General features: G+C 65.5%; 32 protein-coding genes. 22 read left to right on the top strand and 10 right to left on the bottom strand.

Features of this window, described 5'->3' with window-relative positions:
- The first annotated feature begins 360 nt into the window (after positions 1–360).
- The gene (locus OXR00_RS14905) at positions 361–978 is read left to right on the top strand and encodes a response regulator (RefSeq protein ID WP_242148614.1); all 618 of its coding nucleotides are present in this window, start codon (positions 361–363) and stop codon (positions 976–978) included.
- Between the two features lie 10 nt (positions 979–988).
- Here the strand turns inward: OXR00_RS14905 and OXR00_RS14910 are convergent, their stop codons facing one another.
- Positions 989–1,342, bottom strand: coding sequence for a hypothetical protein (locus OXR00_RS14910; RefSeq protein ID WP_267389077.1), 354 nt, complete (start codon positions 1,340–1,342; stop codon positions 989–991).
- Positions 1,343–1,616: 274 nt separating this feature from the next.
- Positions 1,617–1,997, bottom strand: a complete 381-nt coding sequence (gene flaF / locus OXR00_RS14915; protein WP_242148617.1) for a flagellar biosynthesis regulator FlaF — start codon at positions 1,995–1,997, stop codon at positions 1,617–1,619.
- Positions 1,998–2,188: 191 nt separating this feature from the next.
- Here flaF and motA point away from each other — a divergent pair, with 191 nt between their 5' ends.
- The 12 genes from motA to OXR00_RS14975 are packed head-to-tail and all read left to right on the top strand — an operon-like array spanning position 2,189 to position 10,782.
- A complete protein-coding gene (gene motA, locus OXR00_RS14920) occupies positions 2,189–3,070 on the top strand; it encodes a flagellar motor stator protein MotA (protein WP_267389078.1) in 882 nt (293 codons plus the stop codon).
- A 4-nt stretch (positions 3,071–3,074) separates the two neighbouring features.
- On the top strand, positions 3,075–3,368 hold the full coding sequence (locus OXR00_RS14925; RefSeq protein ID WP_267389079.1) for a hypothetical protein: 294 nt from the start codon (positions 3,075–3,077) through the stop codon (positions 3,366–3,368).
- A complete protein-coding gene (locus OXR00_RS14930) occupies positions 3,365–3,730 on the top strand; it encodes a response regulator (RefSeq protein ID WP_242148623.1) in 366 nt (121 codons plus the stop codon). Before OXR00_RS14925 ends, OXR00_RS14930 begins: the two co-directional genes overlap by 4 nt.
- The gene (locus OXR00_RS14935; RefSeq protein WP_267389081.1) at positions 3,727–5,868 is read left to right on the top strand and encodes a chemotaxis protein CheA; all 2,142 of its coding nucleotides are present in this window, start codon (positions 3,727–3,729) and stop codon (positions 5,866–5,868) included. The genes OXR00_RS14930 and OXR00_RS14935 overlap by 4 nt, the downstream gene beginning before the upstream one ends.
- Positions 5,865–6,356, top strand: a complete 492-nt coding sequence (locus OXR00_RS14940) for a chemotaxis protein CheW (RefSeq protein WP_267389082.1) — start codon at positions 5,865–5,867, stop codon at positions 6,354–6,356. Before OXR00_RS14935 ends, OXR00_RS14940 begins: the two co-directional genes overlap by 4 nt.
- Positions 6,353–7,225 (top strand): protein-glutamate O-methyltransferase CheR, encoded by an 873-nt coding sequence (locus tag OXR00_RS14945; protein ID WP_267389083.1) that lies wholly within the window; start codon positions 6,353–6,355, stop codon positions 7,223–7,225. The genes OXR00_RS14940 and OXR00_RS14945 overlap by 4 nt, the downstream gene beginning before the upstream one ends.
- Positions 7,222–8,256, top strand: a complete 1,035-nt coding sequence (locus tag OXR00_RS14950) for a chemotaxis response regulator protein-glutamate methylesterase (RefSeq protein ID WP_267389084.1) — start codon at positions 7,222–7,224, stop codon at positions 8,254–8,256. The genes OXR00_RS14945 and OXR00_RS14950 overlap by 4 nt, the downstream gene beginning before the upstream one ends.
- A 1-nt stretch (position 8,257) precedes the next feature.
- Complete coding sequence (locus OXR00_RS14955; RefSeq protein ID WP_242148633.1) at positions 8,258–8,647, top strand: response regulator; 390 nt, start codon at positions 8,258–8,260, stop codon at positions 8,645–8,647.
- 4 nt (positions 8,648–8,651) lie between these two features.
- Positions 8,652–9,167 (top strand): chemotaxis protein CheD, encoded by a 516-nt coding sequence (locus OXR00_RS14960; protein ID WP_267389085.1) that lies wholly within the window; start codon positions 8,652–8,654, stop codon positions 9,165–9,167.
- Positions 9,168–9,174: 7 nt separating this feature from the next.
- The gene (locus OXR00_RS14965; protein WP_242148637.1) at positions 9,175–9,462 is read left to right on the top strand and encodes a hypothetical protein; all 288 of its coding nucleotides are present in this window, start codon (positions 9,175–9,177) and stop codon (positions 9,460–9,462) included.
- A gap of 3 nt (positions 9,463–9,465) precedes the next feature.
- Complete coding sequence (locus OXR00_RS14970; protein ID WP_267389086.1) at positions 9,466–10,335, top strand: flagellar motor protein MotB; 870 nt, start codon at positions 9,466–9,468, stop codon at positions 10,333–10,335.
- Positions 10,336–10,344: 9 nt separating this feature from the next.
- A complete protein-coding gene (locus OXR00_RS14975) occupies positions 10,345–10,782 on the top strand; it encodes a hypothetical protein (protein WP_267389087.1) in 438 nt (145 codons plus the stop codon).
- A gap of 187 nt (positions 10,783–10,969) precedes the next feature.
- Here OXR00_RS14975 and OXR00_RS14980 read toward each other — a convergent pair whose 3' ends face one another.
- The 6 genes from OXR00_RS14980 to OXR00_RS15005 form a co-directional block, all read right to left on the bottom strand.
- On the bottom strand, positions 10,970–11,293 hold the full coding sequence (locus OXR00_RS14980; protein ID WP_267389088.1) for a hypothetical protein: 324 nt from the start codon (positions 11,291–11,293) through the stop codon (positions 10,970–10,972).
- A 25-nt stretch (positions 11,294–11,318) separates the two neighbouring features.
- Positions 11,319–12,845: an insulinase family protein gene (locus OXR00_RS14985; RefSeq protein ID WP_267389089.1), complete on the bottom strand. Its 1,527-nt coding sequence runs from the start codon at positions 12,843–12,845 to the stop codon at positions 11,319–11,321.
- A 193-nt stretch (positions 12,846–13,038) separates the two neighbouring features.
- Positions 13,039–13,599, bottom strand: coding sequence for an NUDIX hydrolase (locus OXR00_RS14990; RefSeq protein WP_267389090.1), 561 nt, complete (start codon positions 13,597–13,599; stop codon positions 13,039–13,041).
- A 22-nt stretch (positions 13,600–13,621) separates the two neighbouring features.
- Positions 13,622–14,380, bottom strand: coding sequence for a flagellar type III secretion system pore protein FliP (gene fliP / locus OXR00_RS14995; protein WP_242148651.1), 759 nt, complete (start codon positions 14,378–14,380; stop codon positions 13,622–13,624).
- The gene (locus OXR00_RS15000; protein ID WP_267389091.1) at positions 14,373–14,771 is read right to left on the bottom strand and encodes a flagellar biosynthetic protein FliO; all 399 of its coding nucleotides are present in this window, start codon (positions 14,769–14,771) and stop codon (positions 14,373–14,375) included. The genes fliP and OXR00_RS15000 overlap by 8 nt, the downstream gene beginning before the upstream one ends.
- 5 nt (positions 14,772–14,776) lie before the next feature.
- Positions 14,777–15,010 carry a FliM/FliN family flagellar motor switch protein gene (locus OXR00_RS15005; protein WP_242148654.1) on the bottom strand — a complete coding sequence of 78 codons (234 nt, stop codon included), beginning with the start codon at positions 15,008–15,010 and terminating at the stop codon, positions 14,777–14,779.
- A gap of 127 nt (positions 15,011–15,137) precedes the next feature.
- Here OXR00_RS15005 and flgC point away from each other — a divergent pair, with 127 nt between their 5' ends.
- The 6 genes from flgC (at position 15,138) to OXR00_RS15035 (ending at position 18,724) form a co-directional block, all read left to right on the top strand.
- Positions 15,138–15,542, top strand: a complete 405-nt coding sequence (gene flgC / locus OXR00_RS15010; protein WP_267389092.1) for a flagellar basal body rod protein FlgC — start codon at positions 15,138–15,140, stop codon at positions 15,540–15,542.
- Between the two features lie 11 nt (positions 15,543–15,553).
- The gene (locus OXR00_RS15015; RefSeq protein ID WP_242148658.1) at positions 15,554–15,889 is read left to right on the top strand and encodes a flagellar hook-basal body complex protein FliE; all 336 of its coding nucleotides are present in this window, start codon (positions 15,554–15,556) and stop codon (positions 15,887–15,889) included.
- Positions 15,889–16,161, top strand: coding sequence for a flagellar biosynthetic protein FliQ (locus OXR00_RS15020; RefSeq protein ID WP_242148660.1), 273 nt, complete (start codon positions 15,889–15,891; stop codon positions 16,159–16,161). Before OXR00_RS15015 ends, OXR00_RS15020 begins: the two co-directional genes overlap by 1 nt.
- A 7-nt stretch (positions 16,162–16,168) precedes the next feature.
- Positions 16,169–16,939 (top strand): flagellar biosynthetic protein FliR, encoded by a 771-nt coding sequence (gene fliR, locus OXR00_RS15025; RefSeq protein WP_267389094.1) that lies wholly within the window; start codon positions 16,169–16,171, stop codon positions 16,937–16,939.
- Positions 16,940–16,943: 4 nt separating this feature from the next.
- On the top strand, positions 16,944–18,002 hold the full coding sequence (gene flhB / locus OXR00_RS15030; protein ID WP_267389095.1) for a flagellar biosynthesis protein FlhB: 1,059 nt from the start codon (positions 16,944–16,946) through the stop codon (positions 18,000–18,002).
- A 113-nt stretch (positions 18,003–18,115) separates the two neighbouring features.
- On the top strand, positions 18,116–18,724 hold the full coding sequence (locus OXR00_RS15035) for an energy transducer TonB (RefSeq protein WP_242148666.1): 609 nt from the start codon (positions 18,116–18,118) through the stop codon (positions 18,722–18,724).
- A gap of 86 nt (positions 18,725–18,810) precedes the next feature.
- On the opposite strand, the gene OXR00_RS15040 is transcribed toward OXR00_RS15035, so the two are convergent.
- On the bottom strand, positions 18,811–19,248 hold the full coding sequence (locus OXR00_RS15040; protein ID WP_267389096.1) for a flagellar assembly protein FliX: 438 nt from the start codon (positions 19,246–19,248) through the stop codon (positions 18,811–18,813).
- An 87-nt stretch (positions 19,249–19,335) separates the two neighbouring features.
- On the opposite strand from OXR00_RS15040, the gene OXR00_RS15045 reads away from it, so the two are divergent.
- From OXR00_RS15045 to OXR00_RS15055, 3 genes are read left to right on the top strand one after another with little or no spacing between them, the layout of a single operon-like run.
- Positions 19,336–20,424 (top strand): flagellar basal body P-ring protein FlgI, encoded by a 1,089-nt coding sequence (locus OXR00_RS15045; RefSeq protein WP_242149075.1) that lies wholly within the window; start codon positions 19,336–19,338, stop codon positions 20,422–20,424.
- Positions 20,424–20,720, top strand: a complete 297-nt coding sequence (locus tag OXR00_RS15050; RefSeq protein ID WP_267389097.1) for a rod-binding protein — start codon at positions 20,424–20,426, stop codon at positions 20,718–20,720. Before OXR00_RS15045 ends, OXR00_RS15050 begins: the two co-directional genes overlap by 1 nt.
- Positions 20,717–21,175: a flagellar protein FlgN gene (locus OXR00_RS15055; RefSeq protein WP_267389098.1), complete on the top strand. Its 459-nt coding sequence runs from the start codon at positions 20,717–20,719 to the stop codon at positions 21,173–21,175. The genes OXR00_RS15050 and OXR00_RS15055 overlap by 4 nt, the downstream gene beginning before the upstream one ends.
- Before the next feature lie 40 nt (positions 21,176–21,215).
- On the opposite strand, the gene OXR00_RS15060 is transcribed toward OXR00_RS15055, so the two are convergent.
- Positions 21,216–21,503 (bottom strand): glycine zipper 2TM domain-containing protein, encoded by a 288-nt coding sequence (locus tag OXR00_RS15060; protein ID WP_242148673.1) that lies wholly within the window; start codon positions 21,501–21,503, stop codon positions 21,216–21,218.
- Positions 21,504–21,596: the final 93 nt, after the last annotated feature.

Raw genomic sequence — 21,596 nt, forward strand, 5'->3', positions numbered from 1 at the left:
CGTGCGTATCGACGTGTTTGCGGCAGAGATGCGAGACAAAGCGGCGGCATTGAAAATCGAGCTACTGCCAGATCGCCATCATCTATTAGTTAGCGTAAGCTTTACCATGACTTGTTGACTGTTCCGCTCCCTGCCTTAAACCCTAACGGAAAGTATGACGCAAGTGATTGGCGAGGTGGGCATCTTTGGCTTGGGTTCGCGGACATGACTTGCGTCGGGGTACGGGCACACCGCGCGACCGGTTATGCAGACCTCCGGTAACAGCCGGCTACGTCAGACCCGGCCACAATGGCGCGATAGCGTATTGATATAGCTGCAAAAGCGTTCTTATATCAGGGGTGCGAACTAGGGGAGTTTGTGGTGGCGAGCCGAAATATCTATATCGTTGATGACGATGACGTCGTTCGGGCATCGTTGCACAGTCTTTTATCGATCGCCTCGAATACGGTCATACAAAGCTTTAGAACCGGCGATGCATTTCTTGGCGCGAAAGATGATCTATTACCGGGTTGTCTGTTGCTCGACATTCATATGCCCGGCGTCAGTGGTATGGAGGTGCTGAAAGACATCGAGGGGTCTGGTCGTTTCGCCACCATCATCCTGACCGGGCGCGGCGATATACAGCTTGCTATCACGGCGATGAAATCGGGCGTGGTCGACTTCATCGAGAAACCCTACGAGTTCGAGGCGCTGAACGCCGCGATCGATCTTGCATTTTCCCGACTGGAAAAGGACGGCCGGGTGCAGGCACGCATGGATCAGGCGCAAGCGTTGATCGCGCTGTTGTCGCCGCGTGAGAAAGACGTGCTGTCGGGCCTGATCGAGGGAAGATCCAACAAGATGATCGCGATCGATCTCGACATCAGCCCGCGGACGGTTGAAATCTATCGAGCGAATCTGATGGATAAGCTGAAGGTCGGTAGCTTGTCGGAAGCGTTGCGTCTCGCGTTCACCGCGGGGATGATCACTACGGACTGACCGTGCCGCCTTATAGCAGCGCGACCAGCCGGGCGATATCGAAGGGTGCCGGCAAATAGGGCAGTTCGGTCGCGGTGGGATCGACCGTGCTGCCGGCGGTGCCGAGGATCAACACGCGGCCGCACCAGCCATGATCCTCGATGATCTCGCTCCACTGGCTTGGATCGGCCGGGAGCAGTGACTCGGCGATTGCGATCGACGCGGTACGCCGCAGCGCGTCGCCGATCGCCGGCGTCTTGAAGTCCGCTGCCGATACCACCGTTTCACCACGTTGCGCGAGTTGCGCAACGCAGCGCGTGCGCAGCCTGGCATCGGGCGAGGCGACAACGACCGCGCGTCCTAGCGCAGAAGTAAGGTCTGTCATTATGGCTTCTCCCGCCGAGTCGGGAGTGTATCGAGGCGCCCGCTTCCAAACCCCATGCGACAATAACTATGCCGCACGGCCGTCCGCTCGCACCGGCTCGGTTGCCAGGCGACGACTCTCAGGAAGCGACAGGGATCAAAGCGAAGCGGTCGGGTCAAGCGATGATAACTCCATTATGGACCTACCTTTACGCTCCCGCTGACTCCTCGTCATTTCCGTAGCATTGCGCTCCGTACCAACCTCGTTAACGAAACCGCACCACCATACGAGGCCGTCAGGCGTTCGCCGCCATCGCAGTGGCGGCGTCGTTGCTGGCGGCGAGGCCATCCATGACCGAGCGGTTCACGTCGATCAGCGCGTCGATCGTCTCGCGTCCGCCGATTACCGCGCTGCTATGCCGGTCGACCCACAGAGCGATCGAGATGATCTGTCCGCGTAATGCGACAGGAAGCTCGTTGCCGGGTGCTGCGCACGCGCTGGAAAACGCGGACCAAACTTCACGATTGTGATGCAGGCATCCGGCCAGCGCGACACCGCTCTTGCCGGCGGCAGCGGCGGCGATCATCTCGCCGGTCACCTGACCCATCAGGCGATGTTCGGTGGAGCGCGGCGTTTCGATGATGTTGCGCGCTTTCTGATAGGCATGGACCGACATGGCTGTGTTGCACTCCTGCTAAGCGCACCGGCGCGCCGAAAGGGCGGCGCCTGCGCGGTAAACTCCTCCCATAATAGCAGGGCGCACGCTTTTCCGGGCGCTTCGCCACTTTCTTTCGCAGCGCGCAAAGGGGCGGCAATATTTTCCTATAATCCGACCAGAAGCATTTCTCGGGTGGTTAAGGGGCGATCATGCTCAACGGTGTCGGGTTCCTCATCATTCTCGGCTGTGTGTTCGGCAGTTACCTGCTTGGCGGCGGCAAGCTCGGCGTCATCATGGAGGCGTTGCCGCACGAGCTGATGGCGATCGGCGGCGCTGCGATCGGCGCGTTCATCGTCGCCAATTCGATGGGCACGGTGAAGCTGGCCGGCAAGGGGCTGATGCGCTCCTTCAAGGGCAGCCGCTGGAAGGACACCGATTATCGCGACCTGCTCACCCTGCTGTTCCAGGTGCTGACCACCTTCAAGAAAGGCGGCGCCACCGCGATCGAGCCGCATCTCGACAACCCGCACGAAAGCAACCTGTTCAGCCGCTTCCCGCGTCTGCTCGCCGATCATCACCTGATTGAGTTCATCTGCGATTACCTGCGCATGATGACGGTCAATTTCGAGGACCCGAACCAGATGACCGAGGCGATGGAGAACGACATCGACCGGCATCATCACGAGGAGCTGGAGCCGCAGCACGCGCTTCAGGCGATGGCGGAGGGCCTGCCCGCGATCGGTATCGTCGCAGCCGTGCTCGGCGTCATCAAGACGATGGGCTCTATCGATCAGCCGGTCGAGATCCTCGGCGGCATGATCGGCGGCGCGCTCTGCGGCACCTTCCTCGGCGTGCTGCTCTCCTACTGCGTGATCGGTCCGCTCGCCTCCAAGCTGCTCCAGGTGATCGAGGGCGACAGCAAGGTCTATATGATCGCGAAGACCGCGATCATCGGCTACGCGCAGGGCCTGCCCACGCAGGTTGCGGTCGAGATCGCCCGGCGCATGACGCCGTCGTCGTCCGCGCCGACCTTCCAGCAGCTCGAATCCGCGCTCGACGAAGCCAAGAGCGCACTGAGCGCGGCGGCGTAAGGGCATGATGATGGACACCGTACTGCGCCTGCCGGTGCATTGCCTGACCAAGGATGCCGAGGATCTGCGCGTCCGGCTGGTGATCGCCGCCGACCAGGGCGACGGCATCATCGTGGATGCCACCGATACGCAGACCATTGGCCAGGCGGTGCTGCAACTTCTCGTCGCCGCGCGCGCCGAGGCGGTGGCGACCGGCCAGGCATTCGCCATCGACCATCTCGATCCCACGCTCGCTGCGCGCCTTACCGGCTTCGGCCTCACCGGTGCGCTCGGGCTCGGAAAGGATTTCGACCTGTGACCAAGACCATCCTGACTGTCGACGATTCGGCGAGCATGCGGATGCTGCTCAAGGCGACGCTCACCGCGCAAGGGTTCCACATCGAAACCGCGAACGATGGCGAACACGGCTTCGAGCGGTTTCAGGAGGTGACGCCCGATCTGCTCATCACCGACATCAACATGCCCAAACTCGACGGCTTCGGGCTGATCGAGGCGGTGCGCGGCATCCACGGCTTCCGGGGTACGCCGATCCTGGTGCTGTCGACGGAATTCTCCGACGAAAAGAAAGCGCGCGCCCGCACCGCCGGCGCGACCGGCTGGATCACCAAGCCATTCAACGCGGACAAGCTGGGGGCGGCGATCCGCCGCGTCTGCCCGTGAGCGACGGTTTCGACGATATCCAGGCGATCTTCTTCGAGGAGTGCGCCGAGGGGCTGGCCTGCGCCGAACAGGGGCTGACGGAGATGGCGGCGGGCGCGGCGTCGGCCGATGTGGTCGGTGCGGTGTTCCGCGCGGTGCATTCGATCAAGGGCGGATCGGGCGCGTTCGGGCACGACGCGCTGCTCGCCTTTTCGCACAGCTTCGAAAATCTGCTTGATGCGGTGCGCGGCGGCCGGATCGAGGCGACGCCGGCGGTGGCCCAGGTGATGCTGGCGGCGCTCGACGTGTTGTCCGATCACGTGGCCGCCGCGCGCGGTGAAGCGCCGCTTCCCGACGACGCCGCCGCGCTTGCCGCGCTGGAGACGGTGCTGGCGGGCGGCGAGACGGCGGCCGCCGTACCTGCGGCCGCGCCCGTCGTGGTGCCGGTCACCGCGCCTGAGGACGACGATTTCGGCTTCGTGCCGGTCGGCGTCGATCTCGATCTGTTCGACGATTTTGCCGTACCTGCGGTCGATACGGCTTCCGAACCAGGCTGGCGTGTGCGCTTCGTGCCGTCGCGCGCGGCGCTCGCCAACGCGGGCGAGCCGCTGCTGGTGATCCGCGAACTCGAGCGGCTTGGGGGGATCGCCACGGTTGTCATGCCGATCGCCGTGCCGCCGCTACGCGACCTCGATCCGGAGGATGCGTATATCGGATGGACGATTGCGCTGCCCGCCAGCGTTGCCGAGCAGGACATTGCCGAGTGTTTCGATTTCGTCGTGCCCGACGCCGTGGTCGACATCGTGCGCGAAGTGTCGGCTGCACCTCCTGCGCCGCTGGCACCTCCCGCGTCGGCCGCACCGCCGCCCTTGTCACCGGTCGTTGCCGTGGTGGAGTGCGATTCGTGCCCGCCGCTGCCGCCCGAGCCGCAATCGGCAGCCACCGAGTCGCGCGCCGCTGAGGCGCCGACGCAGACGATCCGTATCGACGTCGCCAAGCTCGACATGTTGCTCAACCTCGTCGGCGAGCTGGTGATCCGCAATTCGATCCTGTCCGACCGGCTTGCGCCGGTCGATCAGCAGCGTGCCGAGCTGCCGCAACTCACCCGGCTGACGCGCGAGATCCAGGACAACGTCATGTCGCTGCGGGCGCAGCCGCTGCGCCAGTCGTTCTCGCGCGTGCCGCGCATGCTGCGCGACCTGTGTGCGGAAACCAGCAAGCGCGTCGCGCTCGAGATCAGCGGCGAGAATACCGAGGTCGACAAGAGCGTCATCGAAAAGATCGGCGACCCGCTGACCCATATGATCCGCAATGCCGTCGACCACGGGATCGAGCGGTGCGCGGACCGGATTGCAGCCGGCAAACCCGCCGAGGGCCGCCTCACGCTTTCTGCCGAGCAGCGCGGCGCGCGCATCATCATCCGCGTGCGCGACGACGGGCGTGGCATCGACCGCGCACGGGTGCTGGCCAAGGCGATTGAAATGGGGCTGGTCGCGCCCGACGCGGTCCTCACCGATGAGGAGATCGACCAGTTGATCTGCGCGCCGGGCTTCTCGACCGCGGAAAAGGTATCGAACATCTCCGGGCGCGGCGTCGGCATGGACGTGGTGCGCAGCAACGTCGAGGCGCTCGGCGGCCGGATCGAGATCGAGTCGGAGCCGGGCGTCGGCACCGTCTTCACGATGATCCTGCCGCTGACGCTGGCGATCCTCGACGGCATGATCATCCGCCTGGCCGGCCAGCGTTATGTGCTGCCGCTCGCCAGCGTGGTCGAATCGGTGCGGCCCGAGCCAGGGCAGGTCCGCCGTGTCACGCCCGCCGCCGAGGTGATCGAGCTGCGAGGCGAGTTCGTGCCGGTGAAGCGGCTCGGCGATCTGTTCGCGATGCGGCGCGAAGCCGCGCCTACCCCGGAGGAATCGATCGTCATCATGGTCGACAGCGATGTCGCCGGCCGTGTCGGCCTGATGGTCGACACGATCGAGGAGCGGCGCGAAGTCGTCATCAAGAGTCTCGACCGGCATCTCTATCCCATCCGCGGCCTGGGCGGTGCGACGATCCTCGGCGACGGGTCGATCGCGCTGATCATGGATGTCGATGCGCTGGTGGCGGCCGCGCCCGTCGCCACGGCGAAATACACAATGAAAGGACTGGCAGCATGAGCGCGCGCGAGACGCAGGGCGAACAGAAGATCGTCACCTTCACGCTGGGTGGGCAGACGTTCGGCATCCACATGCACGCCCTTGTCGAAATCCGCGAGTGGGAAGAACCGACGCCACTGCCGGGCGTGCCGGCGTACATCAAGGGCGTCACCAATCTGCGCGGCAGCGTCGTGCCGGTGGTCGGCCTTGCCGAACGGCTTGGCTGGGAGCCGAGCAGGCTTCACGCGCGCTCGTGCATTCTGGTGTGCAACATCGGTGGCAAGCACGCGGGTTTTCTGGTCGACGAGGTCAACGACATCGTCGTGATCGCCGATGGTGCGATCCAGCCGCCGCCCGATGTCGATACCGGCGAGGACAGCATGATCCTCGGCCTGATCGCGATCGCGGCGCGGGGCGGCGATGGTACGACCGAACGCAAGCCGATCATGGTGTCGCTGCTCGATCTCGACGCGCTGCGCCTGTCGCGGCCGGTGGATCTTGCCGCGTGAGCTATCTCGCACCGATCCCGCAGACCGGGGGCGAGACATGGAGCCTCGCCGCCGACCTGACGCCCGCCGACTTCGCGCGGGTCGCCGCGATCATGCAAACCGATGCGCGCATCCACCTTGCGGAGAGCAAGGCGACGCTCGTGCATTCGCGGCTGAGCCGGCGACTGCGCGCGCATGGGCTGGCACGGTTCGCCGATTACATCGCGCTGGTCGAGCGCGACGCGGGTGAGCGCGCCGCATTGGTCGAGGCGCTGACCACCAACCATACCCACTTCTTCCGCGAGCAGCACCATTTCGATCATCTTCAAGGCGTGGCGTTGCCGCTGATGCGGGAGAAGGCGCGGCGCGAGCCGGTGCGGGTGTGGTCGGCAGGCGGATCAAGCGGGGAGGAGGTCTACACGATCGCGATGACCTTGCTCGGTCGTGATCCGGCGTGGACGCAAGCGGGCAAGCTGCTGCTGCTCGCCACCGATCTGTCGCCCGCGATGGTGGTCGCCGCCGCCGCTGGCCGTTACGCGGCCGCCGCCGCCAAGCACATCCCCGCTGCCCACCGCACGCGCTGGACAAAGGCGACGGCGGACGGCATCGAGATCGCCGCGGAGGCACGCGCGCTGGTGACCGCGCGGGTGCTCAATCTGTTCGATCCGTGGCCGATGCGGCGCCAGTTCGACGCGATCTTCTGCCGCAACGTGATGATCTATTTCGACAAGGCCGCGCAGGCCGATCTCGAGGCGCGGCTGGTCGAGCAGCTGGTACCGGGCGGGTTCCTGTATATCGGCCATAGCGAGCGGCTGGTCGGGCCGGCGTGCGCGCAGATGGAATCGTGCGGGCAGACGATCTATCGCAAACATGGCGGACCGGTCGCATGAGCGCGCCCGCCCCCGCTACGCCCGTCCGCGTCCTGATCGTCGATGACAGCGCTTCGATGCGCGCGATGTTGCGCGCGATCCTGTCCGCCGACCCGGAGATCGAAGTGGTCGGTGGCGCGCCCGAACCGCATGCCGCGCGCGAGATGATCAAGGCACTCGATCCCGACGTGCTGACGCTCGACGTCGAAATGCCGGGGATGGACGGGCTGTCCTTTCTCGAACGGCTAATGCGGCTGCGGCCGATGCCGGTGGTGATGTGTTCGACGCTGACCGCTCGCGGCGCCGAGGTGAGTGTCGAGGCGCTGCGGCTGGGTGCGGTGGATTGCATCGCCAAGCCGGTCGGCGGCGTCAGGGAACTCGCGCGCGACGGGCAGATGCTGCGTGACACGGTGAAGGCCGCCGCCCGCACCCGGCCGCGTGCGCCGAGCCCGGCGCAGCCGGTCGCGGCAGCGGACCTGTGTACCGATTGCATGATCGCGATCGGCGCATCGACGGGCGGCGTGGAGGCGCTGTTCTCCATCCTGTCGGCTCTGCCGGTCGACTGCCCGCCGGTGTTGATCGTCCAGCATATGCCCGCCGCCTTCACCGCCGGCTTCGCGTCCCGGCTCGACCGGCTGTGCCCGATGCGCGTGGTCGAGGCGGTGGACGGCACTGTGATCGTGCCCGGCACCGCCTATGTCGCGCCGGGCGGACGACACATGGGGCTGTCGCACGGGCGCATCAAACTGAGCGATGCGCCGCCGGTGTCGGGGCATCGCCCGTCGGTAGACCATCTGTTCCGGTCGATCGCGGGGCTGGGCGCACGCGCCACCGGCGTGATCCTGACCGGCATGGGTGCGGACGGCGCACAGGGCCTGCGCGCGATGCGCGACGCGGGCGCGAGGACGCTGGGCCAGAACGAGGCGAGCTGTATCGTTTACGGCATGCCGCGTGCCGCGTGCGAGGCAGGGGCCGTGGAACACGAACATCATCTGAATGCGCTACCGCGGGCGATCCTGTCGGCCTGCCAGCGCATCAAACGGGAGCGTTGAGATGCCGGCTGCATCGGCCATCAAGGTCATGGTCGTGGACGATCAGACCAGCATGCGGGCGATGATCCGCCGCACGCTGCAGGATCTCGGCTTTCGCGACGTGCGCGACCGTCCAAGCGCGCTTGAGGCGCTGCCCGCCGTGCGGGAGGATCGCGTGCACCTCATCATCTCGGACTACAACATGCCGGACATGGACGGCCTCGCTTTTCTGGAGGCGGTGCGCGGCGATCCGGTGATCGGCAAGACCGTGTTCATCATGCTGACCGGTTCGGCGGAACGCGCGGTGGTGCAGAAGGCGGCGGAGCTCGGCGTCAACAACTACGTCGTCAAACCGTTCGCTCCGGCCGCGCTCAAGGAAAAGATCGAGCGCGTGTTCGGGGCGCTGAGCTGAGCCCATGCACCGCATCGCGATCGTCCAGGGCGAGCACGCCGTCGTCGCCGAACCGGGTGTCGTCATCACGACGCTGCTCGGGTCGTGCGTGGCGGTGTGCCTGCACGATGCGGTCGCGCGGGTCGGCGGCATGAACCATTTTCTACTTGGCGAGCCGGGCGCGGAGCAGTTGCTGCGCGATGACGAGATGTCCCGCTACGGCGTGCATGCCATGGAACTGCTCATCAACGCGATGATGGCACGCGGCGCGGTGCGGCAACGGCTGCGCGCGCGGATTTTCGGCGGCGCCAACATCGTCGCCGGGCTGGGCGGGATCGGCAGCGATAACGCCGCCTTCGCCCAGCGCTTCATGGCGGTGGAGGGGATCGCGACCGGCGCGTGCGACCTCGGCGGCACCACCGCGCGCCGGGTCGAGTTCCGGCCGTGGGAGGGCCAGGTCCGCTCGATCCGCGCTGACGACGCACCGCCGCCCGCACCGGTGCCGCACCTGCCGCGCGCCGGCGACATAGACCTGTTCTGAGGACGATATGCCCACAACGCTACACCGGCAAAAGCTGATGCTCGCCATGGCGAAGGAACTCGGCGAGGTGCGCACCCTGCTCGAGCGGCTTGCCGAGGAACTGGTCTGCGACGTCGACATGATCGACAAGCATCTGGAGAAGCTCCAGCAGTTCGACATCATCTCGCAGCATGTCGACGAATGCGGCCGACTGCTTGGCCGGATGGCGGACGGCATGACGACGTACGAGGCGCTCGGCAAAGTCGGGCTGGGCGGCTTGCAGGCGCGGCTCGCCCGCGCGCTACCGGAGGGCTAAGCCATGGCTACGCGAAGCAACGACCTGCGCCCTATCGTCATCCGGCGCGTGAAGAAGGTGTCCGGCGGCGGCCATCACGGCGGTGCGTGGAAAGTCGCCTATGCCGATTTCGTGACGGCGATGATGGCGTTCTTCATGCTGTTGTGGCTGATCTCGAATCCTGACAAGGAAAAGCTCAAAGGGCTGGCGGAGTATTTCTCGCCGGCGCCGCCGAACTCGCCGCAGGCGCAGGGGCAGACCAGCGGCGCCAGCACCACCCAAAACGCGGGCGGTCATACCCAAGCGATGCGTGGCGATGGCAGCACGGCGGCGGGCGTCCCCGCCATCCAGGCGGCATCGGCGGGCGTGGCGCGCGGCGGCAGTGCGGACATGCCCGACGCGTCGATGCGGGTGGCGGCGCAGGATCTCAAGGTCGCGCTCGACACGGTGGCGGCCTCGAGCAGCGACGGCGGCAAGACGGTGGACGTCGAGCAGACACGCGACGGCTACCGCATCAACCTGATGGACAATGACAAGCACAGCATGTTCGACGGCGGCACCGCGACGCTCAACGCTTACGGGCGCGGATTGCTCGCGCGCGTGGCGTCCAAGATCGCCACCTCGCGCGTGCAGGTCGCGGTGGAGGGGCATACCGACGCCTCGGGCGGCAGCGGCGACGCCAACTGGCGGCTGTCGAGCGAACGCGCGCTGGCGGCGCGGGCGGCGCTGGTGGCGAGCGGACTGTCGGCGGACCGGATGGGCGAGGTGGTGGCGTTCGCCGATACCCGCCCGCTCTACCCCGATCAGCCCAAGCGCGCGGAGAACCGCCGCATCACCATCGTGCTGATCGCCGACGCATCGGCGCTGCCGCGCGACCTGAGCTTCAATTACTAAGGGGCGGCCATGAAGAAGATCCTGATCCCGCTGCTGATGGTGATCGGCGGCATCGTGTTCGGCGCGGGCGGCGGCTATGCGGCGATGCTGTTGCTCAAGCCGCAGTCAGCGCACGCCAAAGGCGCCGCACCGGTGGCGACGGTGTTCGTACCCGCCGGCAAGATCCTCGCGCCGATCGTGGCGAGCGACGGCAAGCTGTCGGGCTATGCCAATTTCGACGTGTCGCTGGAGGTGCCGCAGGACAAGAGCGCGGAGGTGACGGAAAAGCTGCCGCTGTTCCTCAACGCGGTCAACATGCGCACCTACCGCTCACCGATGGCGAGCGGCCCGCAAGGCGTGCTGCCGGACCTGAAGGTGTTCGAGACGGTGCTGATGGCAGCGGCGGGCGAGGCGCTGGCCAAGGACGGCGTTCGCCGCGCAATCGTGACCGCAGCCGCGCCGGCCTGACCCGGTGCGCTGGTCATCCGGGCCAGGTCAGGCACAAGGATCACACCCGGCTGCGCCTTTGGATTGTCTGGAGGTGGTGGTTTCCGGCACGTCTGCTTACCGGAGGTCGGAGTCAGCGAACGGTCGCGATCTGATTGAGGCATGCCTGTAGCTTTTTAAGCCGGCAGCATGCCACCAGCAATTGATCTCAGAAGTGCCACTTGAGGGTCACCGCTGCCGCCGGGGTGCTGGCAAATGGATTGTCCGTCTTGATGGCGTGAACGGTGGCTTCTGCGTTGAGGGGGCCGACAAACTTCGCCCGTACGGGCTTTTCCGGCAACTGCCCGAGGCCGGAAATCGCGAAGTTCATGTTTTTGGGGGCGCATACAACGATTTCGTCAGATGGATCATGCTCGGCGCACGTCGCCTCCTGGCGTTGCACCGTAGCAAGATCGAAATCCTCGACACGCGTCGCGATCGGCGTAGGAGCAACCGAACCGAGCAGCGATACCGCGGCTACAGCGAACGTCATGCCAACCTCCTTCAAACGACGGTGATTATGGTCGCACTTTGCATCCCGCCAGCACGGCATTGTCGGCAACCGTGCGTATTGCCGCGACAGGGTCTTTCACCATGGCAAGCTCGGACGCCTCGACGCGGATGTGTTCGGCGCCGGCGACCCATTGTTCGTTCCACCAGCGATTGGCCGTGATGGTGCCGATCGCGGGAAACCAGCCCTTGGCGTAACCCAGCATCTCATCCGGCGGAATCAGGTCGCTGCCGGCCGCCAACGCATGGGACAGATCCTTTGCCAGTTCGACATTCGCCATCTCGGCCATAGTGTCGGAGCTTGCGGCAAGACCATGGATCACGTCCTGCTTGGCGGCACTCCACTCCGGTTCGGAGAAGCCGCCCGTGCGAAGGTTACAGGTAAGCTGCTTCAGTTCGCCGACAGCCGACCGCCATTGATCGCCAGTGAAGTTGTTCCACAGCATGATCAGCCGGTGCCCCTGCTCACCATGCTCGATCCACATGCCGACGGCGTTCGGCGGGCTATCCGGATGCGCCAGCGCGAGCCGATTATTGACCGCGCGTACCATCACCATGTCCATCAGTGCCGCCTGGGCTTGCCGCTTTCGCGTTCGTGGGACCGGAGGCAGCGGCGAAACCACCGTCATGAAAACGCCCCTACGGCTCTCCTTCAACGACGCGTAGCTGATCGGCGCAATGCGATCCGCCTTGAAGGTCGAGACGGGCGCATGCACCGCCGCCGGTCCGACGTCTTGCCACGAGCCGAAACGCTGTGTGATCAGCGCCCTCATCTTCGTCGCGCTCACGTCGCCGACGATCACGATCATCATGTTTTCAGGTCGGTAAAGGCGATGATAGAGCGCGCGTATCGTAGCAACGCTGGCAGTGGGTACGTCATCCGAGTTTTGCCCGTTTATCACGTCGGTCGGCGAGCCGGGCGCTACTGCGGCAATGTAGCTAGCGTAGATGTCGTTGCCGGGTTTCCTGCGGGCCATCTCGTCTACGACTTGAGTCCGCCCTTCGTCGACCGCATCGGTACGCAAGGTCAGATCGCTGGCGACCTCGCGGAAGAGACCGAGCAGCTTGTCCAGGTCTTCGGGTTTGATCGTTTTGCTGGAAACAAAATAATTCGTTTCGCTCCAGCTGGTTGTTCCAGCGGAGGGCGCAGGCAGGGACAGCGACAGGCCTTTATTTAGGAAGTGATACCGATCAGTCGGCGATCCGGTTGTCGGGCTGAGAAGCGCGACATGCTCGATCAGGTGCGTCAGGCCGCGCTCTCCCGGTCGTCGCTCGGCGATGAAGCCACCGTCGTTGCGTAATAGCAGGCCTGCTCCAGCCTCGTGACCTTGGCGCGGGAGAATAGCATAGCGAACGCCATTCCTGAGACGCCCTTTGACTATCGGCTGCCAGCGCCCTTGATAAACCGGTTTAGCAATCCGCTTTGGAAAAATGTCGCCCGCATTGCGGATCGCCTCTCTTGCCCAAACTGCGGGAGTGGAGGTGGCGATAAAAAGTAGCGCCACGCACAAAGAGGCTCGAACCGGTTTGCGCATTCAAGGGCCTCAACTTCCTACCAGCGGTCCGACTGCGCAGTTGCTTCTGAACTACGACGGACCTGAAGTTGTAAGATGTTTATGGCTGAAAGGAGGCGCACCTTCGAAGGTCAGCGTGTCCTCTACATAGATAAACGAGGGGCCGGCGAATGACCGAGACTGGGCGGTTCCGGCCTTTCCGATTCCGCCTTGCTCAGCCGAACAGGTGCGGGTGGCGCAGGCGCAGGGCGAACAGCAATGTCACCAGCTTGGCGTCAGGCAGGTGTCCGCGCTCGTAGCGTGCCCACAGCTCGGCGAGCGGGAGTTCGTGGACGGTGATGTTCTCGTGTTCCTGTGCGAGGCCGCCGCCGGGGCCGCCGCGATCGGCATCGGCATATTCCGCAAGGTAGTAGTCGAGCCGTTCGGTGGCGATCGCCGGGATCGTCCAGAACTGGCCGATATGGTCGAGGTGACCGAGCTGCACCCCGCCTTCCTCCAACGCCTCGCGACGGGTGCAGTCCTCCGGATCGTCGCTCTCGAGTTTGCCGGCGATCGCTTCGAGCAGATCGGCTTGTCCGAGCAACATCACCGGCGCGCGCGGCATCGAGACGAGCAGCGCCATGCCGGTCGTCGGGTTGTAGGGCAGCACCGCCACCGCGCGGCCGACCTCGACGACGTGGCGGTCGAAGGTGGTGCCGTCTGGCGCGCGCAGCCGGACCATCACGAGGTTGAGCCAGCCCTGATAGATGGCGCGGACGGAATCGATGGTGAACATGGGCAGCGGCTATGGCACCGCGTCAGCCACCGTGGAAGCTCTTGACCAAGGATCCCGCGACCAGCGCCCAGCCGTCGACCAACACGAAGAAGATGATCTTCATCGGCAGCGATATGCTCGGCGGCGGCAGCATCATCATGCCCATCGCCATCAGCACGGCGGAGACGGCGAGGTCGATCACCAGGAACGGCACCAGCAGCATGAAGCCGATCTCGAACGCGCGGCGCAGTTCGGAGATCATGAAGGCGGGGATCAGCGTCGGCAGCGGCGTGTCCGCGCGCGGGGTGGGCGGTTGCTTGGAGAGATCGACAAACAGCTTGAGGTCTTCGTTGCGAACCTGGCCAAGCATGAAGGTGCGTAACGGCGCGGCGGTCTTATCGAAGGCGACGGCCTCGGTGATCTTGCCCTCGGTATAGGGCTTCACCCCTTCGGTGTAGGCCTTGTTGAAGGTCGGGGCCATCACGAAAAACGACAGGAACAGCGCGAGGCTGATGATGACCGGGTTGGGCGGCACGCCCTGCGCGCCGAGCCCCGTGCGCAGCAGCGACAGCGCGACGACGATGCGGGTGAACGACGTCACCGTCATCAGGATGCCGGGCGCGAGGCTCAGCACCGTCATCAGCAGCACGAGCTGGACGATGCGCCCGGTCATGTTGCCTTCGCCACCGAGGTTGATGGTCGGGCCATGCGCGGCGGCGGCCTGCGTTGCGGCGATCGCCACCGACGGCAGCGCGACGAGCGCGCACGCCACCACCGCGCCCAGGATTACGCGCTTACGCATGGTGCGCGATGACCGGCTGGCGCAACGCGTCGGCTTCGTCCGACACCCGCGTCCACAGCCGCTCGATCGCCTGCGCCATCAGCGCGGCATAGGGTGGCACGCTGCCGTCGGCGGCTTCGGCGGCGAGGCTCTTACGTTCCAGCACGACATGCCCCTCCGGACTCATCAGTACGAGATGTTCGTGGCCGTCCTGCCGCAGCAGCACCAGCGAACGCTTCGGGTCGATGTTGAGCCGCTCGACGATCTCCAGCCGGCGCATCGGGGAGGCGCCGCCGCCGATCCGGCCGGGCAGCTTCACGTCGAAGCGCTTGACCACCCACAAGGCCCCGGCGAGCATCCCCAGCACCACGCCCAGCGAGGCGAGCATCCGCATGACGGCGAACAGATCCATGTCGATCAGCGCCCGGTACGGATGACGTTGGTGATCTCCAGCGACATCACGTCGCCGTCGACCAGGATCTGCCCGTGCGCGATCGCCTGATCGTTGACGATCACCACGCTCGGATCGTCCTGACGCGCATCGAGCGGGATCATCGCGCCCCGGCTCATCTTGAGGATCTGCCGGATCGGCATGCTGGTCGACCCGAGCATCACCGCCAGTTCAACATCGATATCGTTCAATCCGGCCACGTGCCGTTCCCCTTAACCGTTCCCCAAAGTTATAGGAAAAATCCGATGGCGATCGGCCGGGGTGGGAAAATTTTGCCTATAAGATGGCTGTGAGCGGCAAGGTGTCGCGCCTCTTATGGGATACGTCATGGGATCGGATTCGATCGGGATTTCCGCCTCCGGTTTACGCGCGCAGGCGGTGCGGATGAAGGTGATCGCGGAAAACCTCGCCAATGCGGATTCGGTGGCGGCATCGCCCGGCGGCGCGCCCTACCAGCGTAAGATCGCCACGTTCCGCGCGGTGCTCGACGGCAAGCAGAAGGGCGGCGAGGTCGAGGTGACCGGCGTGACCGGCGACAAATCCGCGTTCGGGCGCACCTACCAGCCGGGCAATCCCGCCGCCGATGCCACCGGATACGTGCAGACCCCCAATGTCGATCCGCTGCTGGAAGCCGCCGACATGAAGGCGGCGCAGCGATCCTACGAAGCCAATCTCAACGCGATCGAGGCCGCGCGCGGCCTGACGATGCGTACGCTCGATCTCCTCAAATAGGACGCCCTGATATGTCGATTGGCGCACTTGACGCAGGCATGGCCTATGGCCGCGCGATTACCGGAGCAAAGGGCGGCTCGCTGCTGCCCTCCGCGCCGCTCACCGAGAGTGGCGGCAGCGAGAGCGCCGGCCCGAACTTCGGCGCGATGGTCGGCCAGATGGTCGGCTCCGCCACCACTAGCCTGCACGGCGCAGAAAAGGCGAGCGCGGCGCAGGTGGCCGGCAAGGGCAACCTCATCGACGTGGTCACCGCGATCGGTGCGGCCGAGACCGCGCTCGACACGGTGGTGGCGGTGCGCGACCGGGTGGTGAGCGCGTACGGTGAAATCATGCGGATGCAGATCTGATGCATGGCCTCGACGCCGCCGATGCGATGGCGATCGCGCGCGCCGGGCTGCTGCTGGTGCTGACCATCGCCGGGCCGATGCTGATCGCCTCGCTGATCCTCGGCGTCGTCATCGGACTGTTCCAGGCGCTGACGCAGGTGCAGGAAGCGACGCTCACGTTCGTGCCGAAGCTGCTCGGCATCGGCCTCGTCATGCTGATGTGCCTGCCGATGATCGGCCGCGCGATGGCGGGCTTCATGGCCGAGCTCAGCCAGCGCATCATCGCCGGCTGATCCAAACGTGCAGGGTCTCGCCCTCATCGGCCAGTTGCCGGCGTTCGCCACCGCCTTCCTGCTGCTGTTTGCGCGGGTCGGGGCGATGCTGATGTGCTTGCCGGTGTTTTCCGAAGACGCGGTGCCGGGGCGAATCCGGCTGCTGATGTCGCTCGGCCTGACGCTCGGGCTCTTCGGGTTGCTGTCGGCGAAACTGCCGCACGCGCCCGACGATCAGGCGGCCTATGCGGCGATGGTAGTGGTCGAGCTGATGATCGGCCTCGCGCTCGGGACGCTCGTCAAGATCATGTTCACCGCCGTGTCGATGGCGGGCGGCCTCATCAGCCTCCAGATCGGCTTGACCTCCGCGCTGGTGAGCGATCCGGCGATGGGCGGGCAGGTGACCGTGCTCTCCAAAGTGATGAGCGTGGCGGCGGCGATCGTGTGCATGAGCATGGGCGTCCACCACGTTTGGATCGGTGCGCTGGTGCACAGCTATGCGATGTTCCCGGTCGGCGTGCTGCCGTCCTCCGCCGACTTTGCGCAACTCGTCGTCGCCACCGTGTCGCGCGCGACCGAGCTTGGGCTTGGCCTCGCCGCGCCGCTAATCGTGTACGGCATCGTCTTCAACGTAGCACTCGGGCTCGCCGCGCGTTTGGCGCCGCAGATCCAGGTGTTCTTTATCGCGCAGCCGCTCAACCTGCTGCTCGGGATGGGCATCACCGCGCTGCTGATGGCGGCGATGCTCGGCGGGTTCGCGCAGGCGATGTCGGCGTGGACCCGGTCGGTGTGGGGGTAGCGGCATGTCCGACGACAAGACGCATGCACCAACAGAAAAGAAGCTCGAGGACGCGCGCAAGAAGGGCGATGTCGTCACCGCTGCCGAGGCGCGCCATGCGGTGATGTTCGTCGGTGCGCTCGCCGTGCTGCTGATGCTGGGGACGTGGACCGCCTCGCGGTTCGGCGTGCTGCTCACCGGTATGTGGGGGCACAGCGAGGATATCGCGATCACCCCCGCCGGCGCGCAGCACCTGGCGTCCGCGCTGATGGGGCAGGCGGCGATGACGGTGCTGCCGATGCTCGCCGTACTGTTCGCCTTCGCGCTGCTGACGATGTTCTCGTCCGGCAAACCCCGCCTCGCCACCGATCGGCTCAAGCTCAAATGGGACAAGCTCTCGCCGATGGCGGGTGCCAAGCGGCTGTTCGGAATGCGCGCGCTGGTCGAGTTCGCCAAGACCTTCGCCAAGCTGGTGATGGTGATCGTCGTGGTCGGCTGGATGGTGTGGCCGCGCATCGCCGGGCTCGACACCCTGATCGGCGCGCCCGCCGCGACGATCGGCGCGGCGGCGACCGGCCTCGTGCTGGCGATGGTCAAGGCGGCGGCGCTGCTCGTCGTGGTGATCGCCGCCGCCGATTACCTCTATCAACGCCGCAGCTTCATGAAGCGGATGATGATGTCGTTTCAGGAGATCAAGGACGAGCACAAGCAAAGCGAGGGCGACCCCAAGATCAAGGGCAAGATCCGCCAGATCCAGATGCAACGCTCCCGCCAGCGCATGATGGCCAAGGTGCCGGAGGCAAGCGTGATCGTCGTCAACCCGACCCACTATGCGGTGGCGCTGCAATACGATCACGGCGCGATGGCGGCGCCGGTGGTGGTGGCCAAGGGCGTCGACGCAGTGGCGCTCAACATCCGCGAGGTAGCGACACGCGCGAACGTGCCGATCGTGGAAAGCCCGCCGCTCGCCCGCGCGCTGTACGCCACGGTGGAGTTGGACCATCCGATCAAGCCGGAACATTACACGGCGGTGGCGGAAATCGTCAGCTTCGTGATGAAGCTGGGGAAGAAGGGAAGCGCATAGCTTTGCTGTAGAAAAGCCAACCTTTATTCAACGGCGGGTGACCAGCAGCACGAAACTTGACAAGGTCGCGGGTCATAGGAACAGATTACCCGGTTTGGTTCGGAAGGTTTGCGATGCGCAGTTTGCTCTTGGTTGGGCTAGGTTTGGCACTGTTTCCAAGTGACAGTTCGGCGCAAGCGGCACGTCACGCCATGCCTGCGATCATCATCGGAAACCCCGGCGAGTGGTTCGGCCCTGATCAGTATCCCAAGGACGCCCTGCGTGCAGAGCGACAAGGTCGGGTCGTTGCGGACATCAGCGTCGACCTCACCGGAACAGCCACTGGTTGCAGCATCGAAATATCCAGCGGCACAACCAGCCTGGACACGGCGACATGTGATATCGCGCTTGCGCACGCCAGGTTTAACCCGGCGATCGATCGCAACGGGAAGCCCGTCACGTCCACCTACAAGCTGCCGATCAATTGGATGCTTCCAGATGAAGTGCCTGCCGTGGAAGCAAACAAGGCGACTGTGAGTTCGGCGTATGAGGCTCAGATCGTTGCCGATGGGGCCGGTATGGGATTGACATGCCGCACGATATCGAGATCGGGCGAAGCGCCGGATCCGTGCGGAAATTTCAAACCCGGCTTCAGGGTTAGCCGCCCGTACGTGCGGGACGGAAGAAAAGTCGGGTCGACCACAATTGTTAAAACATCCAGCAGCGTCACAATAGATCCGTGACTCGCCTGGCTTGTGCCGGACGCCGGGAGGCGCGCGTTCAGGCAATCTCCACGTGACGCTAACACTATAACGATTGCGGCGTACGCTCAAACTTCCCGATCGTACTTCGCCAGTTCCACCTGTACCCGCAGCTCGATCTCCGTCATCAGCGCATCCAGCGCCGGGTCGCCCGCCTCGTGCAGTTCGCGTGACCAGTCGGCCAGCGTCTCCACCACCGCCGCGCGCGGCGCGTCGACAATCGTTGCGGCATCGAGCGCCGCCAGCGCGTCCAGCCCGCGCGTGGCGCGTTGTACGACGCGGCGGCGGCGTTCTTCGGGCGGCGTGGCGGCGCTCATCGCGACGAGCATCTGCACCGATCCGATCGCGGGGTTGGCGAGCGCATTGGGTTGCAGCGCGGTATCGGGCGGGGGCGCCTGATCGCCGAGCGTGGCCATCGCGGGCGCGGGCCGGCCGATCGCCTGCACCAGCAATTGCGGCATTATCGCACCAAGCCCGTCGATCCGCACGTCAATCCTCCCGTTCACGCCACCTCGTACCCAATCATCCTATAAGAAAGATGAAGGCGGAGACGCCGATGTTTTCAAAGGATGCGCGTGGCTAATCTGCGGACACTGTTGGGCGGGCTCGCCGCCGTGCTGGCATTCAGTGCGCAGCCGGCGTGGGCGGGGTCGCGTATCAAGGACATCGTCGATTTCGAGAACGTCCGCCCCAACCAACTGATCGGCTACGGCCTCGTCGTCGGTCTCGCCGGCACGGGCGACCGGATGCGCAACTCCCCCTTCACCGAGGAATCGATGCAGGCGATGCTGGAGCGTATGGGCGTCAACATCCGCCAGGCGCAGATGAAGACGCAGAACGTCGCGGCGGTGTCGATCACCGCGACGATGCCGGCGTTCTCGCGCGCCGGTTCCGCGATCGACGTGACGGTGGCGGCGCTGGGCGATGCCACCAGCCTGCAGGGCGGTACGCTGATCGCGACGTCGCTGCGCGGGCTCGACGGCAATACCTATGCGGTGGCGCAGGGGCAGGTCGCGGTGTCGGGGTTCAAGGCGCAGGGCGCGGCGGCGAACATCAGCCGGGGCGTGTCGACGTCGGCGCGGATCGCCGGCGGTGCCATCGTCGAGCGCGAGGTGCCCTATGCGCTGCGCTCCGCCAACACGCTGAAACTGGCGCTGCGCAATCCCGATTTCACCACCGCGCAGCGGGTCGCGGATGTCATCAACAAGAATTTCCCCGGCTCCGCGCAAATGCTCGATCCGGCGACCGTCCAGCTCACCCCGACCTCGGCGGTGCCGGGTGGGGTGGTCGATCTGCTGACCCGCGTCGAGAACCTGCCGGTCGATGTCGATCAGCCGGCGCGCGTCGTCGTCAACGAAGCGGCGGGCACGGTGGTGATGAACGCCGACGTGCGCGTCAGCCCTGTGGCGATCGCACAGGGCGGTCTGACGATCAGCGTGGCGGAAAGCCCGGTCGCCTCGCAGCCGGCACCCTTGTCGTCGGGGACGACGCAGGTGTTGCCGCGCACGCAGATCAACGTGGATGACGGGGGCGGCAAATCGCTCGCCATGCTGGAGGGAGCCTCGCTCAAGTCGCTGGTCGGCGGGCTGAACGCGCTGGGCGTGTCGCCGCGCGATCTCATCACCATCCTTCAGGCGCTGAAGACGGCGGGTGCGCTCCAGGCCGAAATCGAGGTGCAGTGATGGACGCCGTATCTCCAACCGCCGCCGCCGTGCCGACCGCGCAGGCGCTCGCCGCCAACAAGAAGGCGAAGGACAGCGCGCAGGAGTTCGAGGCGGTATTCCTTGGCCAGATGACAAATCTGATGCTTGAGAACGTGCAGACCGATGAGCAGTTCGGCGGCGGCCACGGCGAAGAGATGTTCAAGGGCATTCTCGCCGAAAAGCTCGGCAAGCAGATGGCGAAGGTCGGCGGGATCGGTCTCGCCCCGGCCGTGATGGATCAAATCATCAAACTCCAGCAAGGATCGAAGTCGTGAACGCAGTCATGAAGCTTGGCCCGACCGACACCCTGTTCGGCACGTTGATCGACACGATCGATTCGCTGGTCGGCGTGATGGAGGAGGAAAGCGACAACCTAGCGCTGCATGGCCGTTGCCCCGGTATCGCCGAGCTCGCCAAGGCGAAATCGCGGCTGGTCGATATGCTGGAGGGTGCCACCGCTCAACTGTTCCGGCAGTCGCCCGACTGGATCGAGGCGCTGGCGGCGGACGAGCGGGCGATGCTGACGACGCGTGTCGGCCTCTTGCGTGATGCGGCGGCGGTCAACGCGGAGGTGCTGACGCGGCAGATCGCGCTGACGGCCGAAATGATGGCGGCGGTCGGCGTCGAGATGCAGCGGCTGACCGGGCGTCGCTCCGAAGCCTATAGCGCGCAGGGACAGGTGTCGCTGCGCGAGGTGAACGCGCCGCTGTCGATCAACTACCGGCTGTAAAGAACGGGCCGACGCGGGGACCGCGCCGGCCCGAACCGGATCAGCAACCGTTCTTGCGGTTCTGCGCGGCGTCGTGCTTCTTGTCGAGGTGACGGCCGAGCAGCGCACCGCCGACCCCGCCAGCGACCGTGCCGAGCGTACCACCGCCCAGCGCGTGGCCGGCCAGTGCGCCGCCCGCACCGCCCGCGATCGTGCCGGTCGTGCCGCTGCTGCGCTTGCAATCCTGACGATACGTCCGCTCGCTGCGGCGGTGATCGCGGTGATCCTGCGCCACGGCGGGTGCGGCGACGGTGGCGGCGAGCAGGGCGAACCCGATAAGCTTTTTCATGGTGAAACTCCCGATTGTGCGGCCTGTCACGCAGGCCAACCGGGTACACAACGCATGAGCGCGGCTTTGTTCAGCCCGTTCGCCGCATTTGCG

The sequence above is a fragment of the Sphingomonas sp. GC_Shp_3 genome (genome assembly GCF_026540945.1).
Classification (GTDB): Bacteria; Pseudomonadota; Alphaproteobacteria; order Sphingomonadales; family Sphingomonadaceae; genus Sphingomonas.

What these genes read in the sequence shown, in the direction of transcription:
- OXR00_RS15015 (WP_242148658.1), top strand. Translation starts at nt 15,554, where the DNA reads ATGTCGATTGGCGCACTTGACGCAGGCATGGCCTATGGCCGCGCGATT.
- OXR00_RS14950 (WP_267389084.1), top strand. Translation starts at nt 7,222, where the DNA reads ATGAGCGCGCCCGCCCCCGCTACGCCCGTCCGCGTCCTGATCGTCGAT.
- motA (WP_267389078.1), top strand. Translation starts at nt 2,189, where the DNA reads ATGCTCAACGGTGTCGGGTTCCTCATCATTCTCGGCTGTGTGTTCGGC.
- OXR00_RS14985 (WP_267389089.1), bottom strand. Translation starts at nt 12,845, where the DNA reads ATGCGCAAACCGGTTCGAGCCTCTTTGTGCGTGGCGCTACTTTTTATC.
- OXR00_RS15035 (WP_242148666.1), top strand. Translation starts at nt 18,116, where the DNA reads ATGCGCAGTTTGCTCTTGGTTGGGCTAGGTTTGGCACTGTTTCCAAGT.
- flgC (WP_267389092.1), top strand. Translation starts at nt 15,138, where the DNA reads ATGGGATCGGATTCGATCGGGATTTCCGCCTCCGGTTTACGCGCGCAG.
- OXR00_RS15060 (WP_242148673.1), bottom strand. Translation starts at nt 21,503, where the DNA reads ATGAAAAAGCTTATCGGGTTCGCCCTGCTCGCCGCCACCGTCGCCGCA.
- OXR00_RS14980 (WP_267389088.1), bottom strand. Translation starts at nt 11,293, where the DNA reads ATGACGTTCGCTGTAGCCGCGGTATCGCTGCTCGGTTCGGTTGCTCCT.
- OXR00_RS14960 (WP_267389085.1), top strand. Translation starts at nt 8,652, where the DNA reads ATGCACCGCATCGCGATCGTCCAGGGCGAGCACGCCGTCGTCGCCGAA.
- flhB (WP_267389095.1), top strand. Translation starts at nt 16,944, where the DNA reads ATGTCCGACGACAAGACGCATGCACCAACAGAAAAGAAGCTCGAGGAC.
- OXR00_RS14925 (WP_267389079.1), top strand. Translation starts at nt 3,075, where the DNA reads ATGATGATGGACACCGTACTGCGCCTGCCGGTGCATTGCCTGACCAAG.
- flaF (WP_242148617.1), bottom strand. Translation starts at nt 1,997, where the DNA reads ATGTCGGTCCATGCCTATCAGAAAGCGCGCAACATCATCGAAACGCCG.
- fliP (WP_242148651.1), bottom strand. Translation starts at nt 14,380, where the DNA reads ATGCGTAAGCGCGTAATCCTGGGCGCGGTGGTGGCGTGCGCGCTCGTC.
- OXR00_RS14955 (WP_242148633.1), top strand. Translation starts at nt 8,258, where the DNA reads ATGCCGGCTGCATCGGCCATCAAGGTCATGGTCGTGGACGATCAGACC.
- OXR00_RS14910 (WP_267389077.1), bottom strand. Translation starts at nt 1,342, where the DNA reads ATGACAGACCTTACTTCTGCGCTAGGACGCGCGGTCGTTGTCGCCTCG.
- OXR00_RS15050 (WP_267389097.1), top strand. Translation starts at nt 20,424, where the DNA reads ATGGACGCCGTATCTCCAACCGCCGCCGCCGTGCCGACCGCGCAGGCG.
- OXR00_RS15000 (WP_267389091.1), bottom strand. Translation starts at nt 14,771, where the DNA reads ATGGATCTGTTCGCCGTCATGCGGATGCTCGCCTCGCTGGGCGTGGTG.
- OXR00_RS14990 (WP_267389090.1), bottom strand. Translation starts at nt 13,599, where the DNA reads ATGTTCACCATCGATTCCGTCCGCGCCATCTATCAGGGCTGGCTCAAC.
- OXR00_RS15020 (WP_242148660.1), top strand. Translation starts at nt 15,889, where the DNA reads ATGCATGGCCTCGACGCCGCCGATGCGATGGCGATCGCGCGCGCCGGG.
- OXR00_RS14975 (WP_267389087.1), top strand. Translation starts at nt 10,345, where the DNA reads ATGAAGAAGATCCTGATCCCGCTGCTGATGGTGATCGGCGGCATCGTG.
- OXR00_RS14970 (WP_267389086.1), top strand. Translation starts at nt 9,466, where the DNA reads ATGGCTACGCGAAGCAACGACCTGCGCCCTATCGTCATCCGGCGCGTG.
- OXR00_RS14940 (WP_267389082.1), top strand. Translation starts at nt 5,865, where the DNA reads ATGAGCGCGCGCGAGACGCAGGGCGAACAGAAGATCGTCACCTTCACG.
- OXR00_RS14965 (WP_242148637.1), top strand. Translation starts at nt 9,175, where the DNA reads ATGCCCACAACGCTACACCGGCAAAAGCTGATGCTCGCCATGGCGAAG.